This is a genomic window from Paenibacillus ehimensis NBRC 15659 (genome assembly GCF_004000785.1).
Classification (GTDB): Bacteria; Bacillota; Bacilli; order Paenibacillales; family NBRC-103111; genus Paenibacillus_G; species Paenibacillus_G ehimensis.
Genome location: NZ_BILX01000003.1, coordinates 21,512 through 32,232, shown reverse-complemented (window position 1 = coordinate 32,232; position 10,721 = coordinate 21,512). Strand labels below are relative to the sequence as shown.

Sequence of the window (10,721 nt, the reverse complement as noted above, 5' to 3'; positions counted from 1 at the left end):
CCACCGATGAAAGAGCAACTGTCACTTCTATACAACCAGATTAAACAAGGCCGAATCAGTCATGAAAACGCTGCGGAGCAGCTCCAGTTCCTGCTGTCCGCAGCCGAGGGCAAACGCGGCATACCCGCTGAACCGGAGCAGGGAGAAGATAAAGTTCTTCGGGAACGTGCGGTTCACTATCTCAAAAAGCTGCTTGCGGCCGTCATCATGCTGCCGGAGCGGCAAATCGAAGCGGACGCCCCGCTGGAGCAATACGGGATCGATTCCGTTATGGTCATGAAGCTGACGGATCAACTGGAGACGGTCTTCGGACCGCTGCCGAAAACGTTGTTTTTCGAATATCACAATATTCACGATTTGACCGGATATTTCTTACGTTCCTATCATAGCAAGCTGACGGAGCTGCTCGGCAAGCCCGTCGGCACGCCGGGCAATCCAGAAGCAGACAGGAACGCCGTGCAAGGTCCGAACTCCGTAAGCGGGAAGAAGGAGCGCTTCAGACAACCGGCCAAAGCCAGGCTCCTGGCAGAAACAATCCCGGCGCAATCGGCGGCTTCTACGACGGTTTCTTCGACTGTCGCGCAGCAACCGCCCGAAATTGCGATTATCGGTCTGTCCGGGCGTTATCCGGGGGCAGCCAATATCCACGAGTATTGGGACAACTTGAAAAACGGCAAAGATTGCATTACGGAAATTCCGCAGAGCCGCTGGGATGATCGGATTCATGCCGGCGAGCGGCAGGGCGGGGCAGGCTCGCCTTCCGGCAGAAGGGGCGGATTTCTGGAAGGCGTCGATCTGTTTGATCCGCTCTTTTTCCATATTTCTCCCAGGGAAGCGGAACGGATTGATCCGCAGGAGCGTCTTTTCTTGGAATGTGTGTATGAAACGCTTGAAGACGCAGGATATACGCGGGAAACGGTGGCCGGCCTACCGGGGACGGAGTCGGAGGGCAACGCAGGGGTGTTTGTCGGCGTCATGTATCAGGAATATCAGCTGTACGGCGCCGAAGCCCAACTGACGGGCAAAGAACCGTTCGCGCTGAACGGCAACCCGGCTTCTATCGCCAATCGCGTCTCCTATTTTTGCAATTTCCACGGCCCCAGCATGGTCGTAGATACGATGTGCTCCTCATCCCTCACCGCCATTCATCTGGCATGCCAAAGCTTGCAAAAAGGAGAATGTGCGGTGGCGGTCGCAGGAGGCGTCAACGTCTCGGTTCATCCGAACAAATACGTGATGCTGACGCAAGGCGGTTTCTTGTCGAGCAAAGGCAGGTGCGAGAGCTTCGGGGAAGGCGGCGACGGTTACGTGCCGGGAGAGGGAGTGGGGGCCGTTCTGCTCAAGCCTCTCGCCAAGGCAATTGCCGATGGAGACCGGATCTACGGCGTAATTAAGGGAACGGCCGTCAACCACGGCGGCAAGACGAACGGATATACCGTCCCTAACCCTAACCGGCAAGCGAGTGTCATCAGCAGGGCGATCAAAGAGGCGGGCATTCATCCGCGCAGCATCAGTTATATCGAGGCTCACGGCACCGGCACTTCGCTGGGAGACCCGATTGAAATTGCCGGCCTGACCAAAGCTTTCAGAGCGTACACGCAAGATACAGGCTTCTGCGCCATCGGCTCAGCCAAATCGAATATCGGCCACTGTGAAAGCGCTGCGGGTATTGCCGGCGTCACCAAAGTGCTTTTGCAGATGAAATACCGGCAGCTTGTTCCGTCCATCCATTCGCAGCGGACCAACGCGAACATCGACTTCGATCAAACTCCTTTTGTTGTCCAGCAGAAGCTGGGCGACTGGGAGAGACCTGCGGTCGAGATCGACGGAGTCATGATAGAAGCGCCGCGGATCGCGGGCATTTCATCTTTCGGCGCAGGCGGTTCGAACGCTCATGTCGTCATCGGGGAGTATGTGCCGGACGAGCCGGCAGCTTCTTCCGCTCCTGACCTGCCTGACCTCCCGGCAATCATCGTGCTGTCCGCGAGAAATGAGGAGCGGCTGCGCGCATTGGCAAGCCGGCTGCTCGCCGCCTTGCGGGAGCAGCGCTATGCCGACCGCCATTTGGCGGACATAGCCTATACGCTGCAGACAGGGCGGGAAGCGATGGAAGCGCGCCTCGGTATGCTGGTCGAATCCATAGCGGATTTGATGGAGAAGCTGGAACATTTTATGGAAGGCAGGACCAGCCTTGAAGGCATCTACAGCGGACAAGCGAAGAGCGGCCATGAGCCGCTGTCTCTGCTGTCGTCTGACGACGATATGCAGGGCACCATTGCGCAGTGGGCCCGAAAAGGAAAGTACGGCAAGCTGCTTGAGCTGTGGGTGAGCGGGCTGCGTTTGGACTGGACGATACTCCATCAAGAAGGCGCACGCAAACGTATGGGCCTGCCGACTTATCCTTTTGCCAGAGAGCGCTGCTGGGTGCCGGAATATGAGAAGAAAGCGGCTCTCACGCCGCATTCGAGCGCAGCGTCCGCAGTCGGCGCTTCCTATCTTCACCCGCTGCTGCATCGGAATATTTCGGATTTGACGGAGCAGAAGTATGCATCAACTTTTACGGGAAACGAGTTTTTCCTTGCGGATCATGTGGTGAAAGGTAAGAAAGTATTGCCGGCAGCCGCCCATCTTGAAATGGCGCGGGCCGCCGTGGAGAATGCGTTGGGCGGGCTGGCGCCGGAACGGTCTGTCGTCTCGCTGCAGCAGATCGCATGGACGAAGCCTATCGGCCTGGAGGACGAGCCGATAGAAGTGAGCATCGCAATCCGTCCCAGCGAAGACGATGGAGAAATCCGTTACGAGATATTTGCGCGGGATTGCAATCAACAGGCTGAGGAACCCGTTCTATCCAGCTTCGGCAGTGCAGTGATTATGGAATACGCAGATTCGCTGTCCGTCGATTTGGCGGAAGTGCGGTCCCGCTGCAGCCTGAATACCGTTTCTAAAGAAGCTTGCTATCAAGCTTATGACGAGCTGGGGCTGCATTACGGTCACTTTCATCAGGCGCTGGATACGCTGTATGTAGGGCAGGGCGAAGCGCTCGCCTGCTTGAAGCTCCATTCTGCTCTGGAGGACGATCAAGCCCGGTACGTCTTGCATCCCGCCATCATAGATGCCGCTCTCCAAGCGTCCATCGGGTTATGGATGGGAACCGGACATGAAGGCTTGCCCATGAAACAGCCTGCGTTGCCGTTTGCCCTGGAACGGCTTGACGTGTTTCGTCCCTGCGCGTCCTCCATGTGGGCGTACGTCCGGTACAGTGAAGGCAGCCGCGGCCTGGAAACGCTGCAAAAGCTGGACATCGACATTTGCGACGATAGGGGCGTCCTCTGCGCGCGCATGCAAGGGGTGAGCAGCCGGATATTGGAAGACGAACACGATGCGGCGATGAAGCTTTCTGCCGAAAATACGCTGCTGCTGGTGCCTGAATGGAAAGTGCGGGACTCTGAAACCGGCGCTCCGGCTTCCGTTTACGCCCGCCATATCGTCATGCTGTGTGAGCCTTATGCCGATCTGAAGGAGCAGCTTGCCGTCGAAATGAACGGCGGCGCGACATGCATCGCGCTGGCTTCGGAGGATGAGACTCGCCGGCAGCCGGAAAACAGCGGGATGGAGCAACGATTCCGCACGGCCGCTTTGCGGGCGTTTGGCGAAATTCGGCGGCTGATCGGCCATAACGCGGATGAAGCAGATGGCAAAATTTTCATCCAGACGGTAGTGGCGAATGAGGGGCAGCTGCATTTGTTATCGGCGCTTTCGGGGTTATTGAGAACGGCTGTTCTTGAAAATCCGAAGCTGTCCGCCCAGTTGATTGAGGTCGATCCGGGAATGAACGCCAGCCAGATTGCTGCCCTATTGAAAGAAAACGGTACGGCAGCCGAAATGCATATCCGCTATAGCGCAGGCAAACGGTATGAGAAGTCATGGAACGAACTCCCAGTGGCAGGGAAGCAGGCTGACATGCCTTGGAGAGATGGCGGCGTTTATTTGATATCGGGCGGAACGGGCGGACTCGGACTTATATTTGCCAGGGAAATCGCTGCGAAAGCGCGCAGGCCGGTGCTGATTCTAACCGGCAGATCGGAGCTAAGCGGCGATAAGCTCCAAGAGCTGAATAAATTGGAGCAAGCTGGCGCCCACATGGTGTACCGGCAGTCCGATGTAGCGGACCGGCAGGCGGTATCGGACCTTATGAAGCACATCCGACAAAAATACGGCAAGCTTAACGGCATTATTCACAGTGCGGGAATCGTAAGGGACAACTTTATCCTGAACAAACGGGAAGCCGAAGCGGAAGAAGTGATAGCGCCCAAAGTATGCGGCACCGTTCATTTGGATGAGGCGAGCCGGGATATGCAGCTCGATTTCTTCGTTCTCTTTTCTTCACTGGCTGGCATGTTCGGCAATCCGGGGCAAGCCGACTATGCGGCAGCCAATGCCTTCATGGACAGCTACGCGCAGTACCGAAGCGAGTTAGCGGCGTCCGGACGGCGCCATGGGAAAACGCTGGCGTTGAATTGGCCGCTCTGGCGGGAAGGCGGCATGCGCCTGGAAGCGAAAGCGGAACAACTGCTGCTGCACAGCGTCGGGATGAAAGCGATGACGACGGAAGCGGGCCTCGGCATGTTTTACCGGGCGTTCCATTCGGACGACTGCCAAGTGACAGTCGTTCACGGACGCACATCCCGGCTCAAGGAGGAGTTGCTGGCGAGATGGCACGTCGCCGGAACCCGGCAAGAGACAACCGCTTCCGGGCCTGCTGCGGGTGATGTAACGAAGCTGGACCTGCTGCACACTTTGACGCATATGGCCGCGGGCATCCTTCATGTAGCGCCGGAGAAATTGGACAAGGACGTTGAGCTTGCGGAATACGGATTTGACCAGACGATGCTGGCGGAACTGGCGGGCATGATGAACCGGCAATTCCGGCTGGAGCTGACCTCAGCGTTCTTCATTGAATACTGTACGCTGCATAACATTGCGAAGCTCCTGGTCAACGCTCATCCCGGGAAATTCGGGCAGCATGTTCAGGTCCAAGGCGAGGAACGTCCGCGACGGGGTGCGGAAACGTCGGAACGATCGCTGACAGAACAGACGGCAAATTATTTGAAAAAGGCACTCGCTTCCGTGCTCAAGTTGCCGTCAAATCAAATAGAATCCGATGCCCCGATGGAGACATACGGAATCGACTCGATCATGGTCATGCAGCTGACCAAGCAACTGGAATCCGGCTTCGGCACCTTATCGAAAACATTGCTGTTTGAGTATCAGACCATTGGAGCGTTAGCCCGCTATTTTGTAAAGTCTCATCGGGAACGGCTGATCGAACTGCTTGGCCTACCGTCGGGCGAAACGCATACCTCTGTCGCTTCGAACAGGAACGTCGCCACGGCCGACATCGCCAAACGCACGTCTCGCATGAAGTCAGGGCAGAGATTTGCATCCGATGCCGTCAGATCAACCGCCAAGCCGTCGACGGATATAGCCATCATCGGCCTCGCGGGCCGCTATCCGCAAGCCAATAATTTGGAACAATTTTGGAGCAATTTGACAAATGCCAAAGACTGTATAACAGAAATTCCGCAGGATCGCTGGGATTACCGTCTGTATGCAGGCGAAGCCGAAGGCCGGGCGAATAAAGGCGGCGGCAGATGGGGCGGATTTCTGGATGATGTCGATTGCTTCGACCCGCTGTTTTTCAATATATCCCCCAAAGAGGCGGAGCTGATGGACCCGCAGGAGCGGCTGTTTCTGCAAACCGTATACGAAGCTTTGGAAGATGCGGGGTATACAAAGGATACCCTGGGGGAACAGAGGAACGGCGAGTTCGGAAACCGCGTCGGCGTCTATGTCGGCGTCATGTACGAGGAATACCAGCTCTACGGCGCCCAGGCACAGGCATTGGGGCATAAGCCTATTGCGCTCAGCGGCAACCCGGCGTCCATCGCGAACCGGGTTTCTTATTTTTGCAATTTTCACGGGCCGAGCATGGCTGTCGATACGATGTGTTCTTCCTCTTTGACCGCGATCCATCTTGCCTGCCAGAGCTTACAGAATGAGGAGTGCGAAGCGGCTGTCGCCGGCGGCGTAAACGTATCGGTGCATCCGAACAAATACATTATGCTGAATCAGGGCGGCTTCCTGTCCAGCAAGGGCCGCTGCGAAAGCTTCGGCTCGGGCGGCGACGGATATGTGCCGGGCGAAGGCGTAGGAGCGGTTATTCTGAAGCCGCTATCCAAAGCCGTAGCGGACGGGGATCACATTTACGGAGTCATCAAGGGCTCCGCGATCAATCACGGCGGCAAAACTAACGGGTATACCGTTCCGAACCCGGGCGCTCAGTCCGGCGTCATCGGGAGAGCCATTGCAAAATCTGGCATCGATCCGAGAAGCATCAGCTATATGGAAGCTCACGGTACGGGGACGTCGCTTGGCGACCCGATCGAAATCGCGGGGCTGTCCACGGCGTTTGCGGCGTATACCGCAGACCGGCAGTTTTGCGCGATCGGTTCGGTCAAATCCAATATCGGACATTGCGAAAGCGCGGCCGGCATCGCCGGATTGACGAAGGTTCTTTTGCAGATGAAGCATCGGCTGCTGGTGCCGTCGATTCACGCCCATGCATTGAATCCAAACATCGATTTTGGCGCGACGCCCTTCGTTGTGCAGCGGCAGTTGCAGGAATGGAAAAGGCCGGAAATCGACCGGAACGGGAAGATGGAGGAAGCTCCGCGCCGGGCGGGCATTTCCTCCTTCGGCGCGGGTGGAGCCAACGCCCATTTGATCATTGAGGAATATATGCCTTGCGAAGTCGTGGAGCCGGCATTGTCTTCCGAACCTCGCGAGCCGGCCGTCATTGTGCTGTCCGCGAAGACGCAGGAACGCCTGCAGGAACGGGCGAAGCAACTGCTGGACGCTCTGCTGAACGGGAGCAGCGATTCATGCCGGTTAGCGGACATGGCGTTTACTTTGCAAACCGGCAGGGAAGCGATGGAGGAGCGGCTTGGCTGCCTTGTTCATTCGTCCGCAGAACTGCAGGAGAAGCTTCGGGCGTTTATTTCAGGAAATATCCAGGGCGCGGAGGGGATTTATCGGGGGCAAGTGAAGGCTCATAAAGAGACGATGACGTTATTGGCATCGGATGAAGCGTGGAACGAAGTCGTCCGCGCATGGTTTGATCAGCGGGCTTACGGCAAGCTGCTGGAGCTGTGGGTGAAAGGGCTGCAAGTGGACTGGAGTCCGCTCTACGCGGCAAGCGTTCCACGGCGCGTCAGCCTGCCTCCTTATCCGTTCGCCAAAGAGCGCTGCTGGGCGCCTCAGATCGGCCTCGGTCCGGGCGGCAGCCCGGAGGCGGACGACGATCGGTCGCAGCATGCAGCTCTTTCCCATTCGCCGTCAGCCCGTACAATGACGTTCCTACACAAGCGCTGGCAGCTATCCTCCGCGGGCAAAGCGAGAGACATCCAAGGAACGATCGCCATTGTGACGACAAAAGAAAACGGGTTGCTGGCCTCGGAGCTGGCGCGTAATTTGGCAGAGTTCGTGATTTTGGAAGAAGACGAGCTTTCGTCCAATTTGTCCGAGGGCCTGTTGTCCCGATTGATCGGGGTTATCGATTTAACGGGCTGTGCCGTGGAAGCGGGCCCGGGGGAATACGGGGAAGCAGCGGTTCACCATGGCTGGCTAATGTGGCTGCAGCGGTGGATCGAAACGAACAAACGGGACGATGCGACACTGCTGTTTGTGACGAGAGGTCTGGAAACGTTCAAGAATGCCTCCGTTCAACTTCAAGGGGCGGAGCGCGCCGGGCTGTACCGGATGCTGCAAAGCGAATACAGCCGCCTTCGTTCGAGACACATGGATGTCGAGCTCGGGACGCCTGCCGCACGGTTGGCCCGCCAAATTGCGGATGAGTTCCTGAGTGACAGCAGGGACCCGGAAGTGTGCTACCGGGACGGGCAGCGCTGGAGCTCTTATTTAAGCGAAGCGGATGAGATCCGCAGCACATCCGTGGTAGCCGGTCCGTTTCCGCGCGATCAGGCGCTTTGGATTACCGGGGGCACCCGAGGGCTTGGCTTGCTGTGCGCCCGGCATTTTGTGCAGAAGCACGGAATTACGCGCTTGGTGCTAAGCGGGCGGGAGACGCTTCCTCCTCGGGAACAATGGGGCCGGTATGCGGAACAGCGATCTGATGTGGCCGAGAAAATCAAATCCGTCATGGAGCTGGAAAGCCAAGGCGTGCAGGTACAAGTTTTGGCGGTCGATCTGACCAGCGAGAAGGACGCCCGGGAGGCGGTGGATCATATTCGCCGCACACTCGGTCCCGTCGGAGGAGTGATTCACTGCGCCGGCCTGGTCGATGTAGCAAATCCTGCATTTATCCGCAAGACCCCACAAGCTGTACAGAGAGTCATGGACCCCAAGGTGCGCGGACTTCATGTGCTTTACGATGCGCTCCTTCATGAGCCGTTGCGCTTTTTTGCGCTGTTTTCTTCCGTATCGTCCGTTATTCCGGCGCTCGCTGTCGGGCAAAGCGATTACGCTATGGCCAATGCGTACATGGATTATTTTGCGGAAGCCCGGGCAGGCGATTGTCCGATCGTCAGCATCCAGTGGCCCAGTTGGAAAGAGACCGGCTTTGGCGAGGTTGTAGGCGCTGCTTATACGCAAACAGGACTGCTCGCCCTTACCGATGCCGAAGGACTGCAGCTGTTGGACCGAATTGTGTTGGGCGGAATGGGGCCGGTTGTGCTTCCGGCTGTGCTGGACAGGGAAGCCGCTCAACCGGACAGATGGTTGAACCGGAATAGCAGCTACAGCGCTCCATCCGCCTCCCAAGAGCGGCCGACCGCTGCAAGCGTAAACCCGGCCTGGAGCCATGACCGGCTGCGCGGCCTCACATTGGCTTGGCTGCATGACTTATTGGCTCAAGAGCTGAAAATAGACGCTTCGAGGCTCGATGCGGATACGCCTTTCCAGCAATACGGGATGGATTCCATCCTGCTGGCCCAGGTCATTGTTTCGATGGATCGCCATTTGGCGGGCGTGTCCGTCGATCCGTCCATTATTCTGGAGCATCCGACCCTGCGGCAGCTGGCGAATCATTTCGTCGGCGCTTATCCGGCAGAGCTGACGGCTCTGTTTGCTTCATCGGAGCATTTCGTGGCGGCAGCCCGCAGCGAGCTTTCGGTCCTGCATCCGCAGCATGAACTGGTGCACCCGCAATCCGGAAAGTTCGCCAGCTGCTCGCCCGGAGACGCCGCTAATAAAGTCGCCGTCATCGGTATCGGCTGCCATTTCCCGGATGCCGCCAATCCGCGGCAATTTTGGTCTAACCTGAAGCAAGGGAAGGACAGTATTAAACAAATGCCGGCTTCCAGACGGAGCTTGACGGCCGGAGCAGGACGAGCCAATAACGCCGATAGATTGGGGGCGTTCCTTGACGATATCGAGCAATTCGATCCGGCCTATTTCGGTATAAGCGAGGCGCTGGCCATGCAGTTGGACCCGCTGCAGCGCCAGCTGCTTGAAGTGAGTGTAGAAGCGGCAACGGATGCCGGATATGGGAAGAAGGAGCTGTGGAACACGCAGACGGGTGTGTTTGTGGGAGCCAGAACAGGCAACTTTTCTTCCAAATTGGATACGTACGGCAAAGAAACGGTAGTCGGCATCGGACAAAACTTCATCGCGGCTCACCTGTCCCATGTTTATAACTTGAAGGGACCCAACATGGTCCTTGATACCGCATGCTCCAGCTCGCTGACAGCTATTCACCTGGCGGTTAAAAGTATCCAAAACGGCGAATGCGCTCTGGCCTTCGCCGGGGGAGTCGACATCTTGCTGGATGAGGCGCCTTTCGAGGTACTGGGCGCCGCCGGCGTATTGTCGCCGGATGGGCGCTGCAAAACGTTCAGCGCGGACGCAGACGGCATCGGACTCGGAGAAGGGTGCGGGGTCGTCCTGCTGAAGCCTCTGACCAGGGCGATTGCGGACAACGACCGCATATACGCCGTTATTGACGGCAGCGCCGTCAATAACGACGGGCATACGATGGGCATTACGACGCCGAATCCGGAAGCGCAGAAGGAGCTGCTGGAGAAAGCGATTCAAGACGCGGGTATTCATCCGGGAACCATAAGCTACATCGAGACGCACGGAACAGGGACTTTGATCGGCGATCCGCTCGAACTGAAGGCACTAACCGGCGTTTTCGCCAAATATACGGATGTCAGGCAGTTTTGCGGCGTCGGCAGCGTCAAGAGCAATATCGGGCATCTGCTTAGCGCTGCGGGAATGGCCAGCTTCATTAAAGTGCTGCTGTCGCTCGTCCATCGGGAACTGCCGCCCACACTGCACTGCGGCCGACCCAATCCGCGTTTTCGGTTCGACGATTCTCCTTTCTATATCGTGCAGACGCATCAGCCGTGGGGCGACGGGGACGGCGTTTTGCGCGCAGGAATCAGCGCTTTCGGCCTTGGAGGCAACAATGCGCATCTCATCGTCAGTAATGAGGGGATACCCGTCTCGCACATGGTTCCGCATCCATTGACATGTCCGGAAGTCCAATTCAACCGGACGAGACATTGGCCTGATCCGGCGGCGCAATGTCGGTTCCCGCACGACCGTGAGCGGTTCGAGGAATCTGAACAGGCGGAACAGGCTCGGGAATCGGCGGCCGGCTTTTTTGACTACATCAAGCTTTGAGAAAGGAGAGGGCTAGA

The 10,721-nt window shown here is 57.5% G+C and carries 1 protein-coding gene; it reads left to right on the top strand.

Annotation, left to right across the window (positions count from 1 at the left end; genetic code table 11):
• Nucleotides 1-6 precede the first annotated feature (6 nt).
• Complete coding sequence (locus PEH01S_RS02425) at nt 7-10,704, top strand: SDR family NAD(P)-dependent oxidoreductase (RefSeq protein ID WP_164827642.1); 10,698 nt, start codon at nt 7-9, stop codon at nt 10,702-10,704.
• The last annotated feature ends 17 nt before the right edge of the window (nt 10,705-10,721 follow it).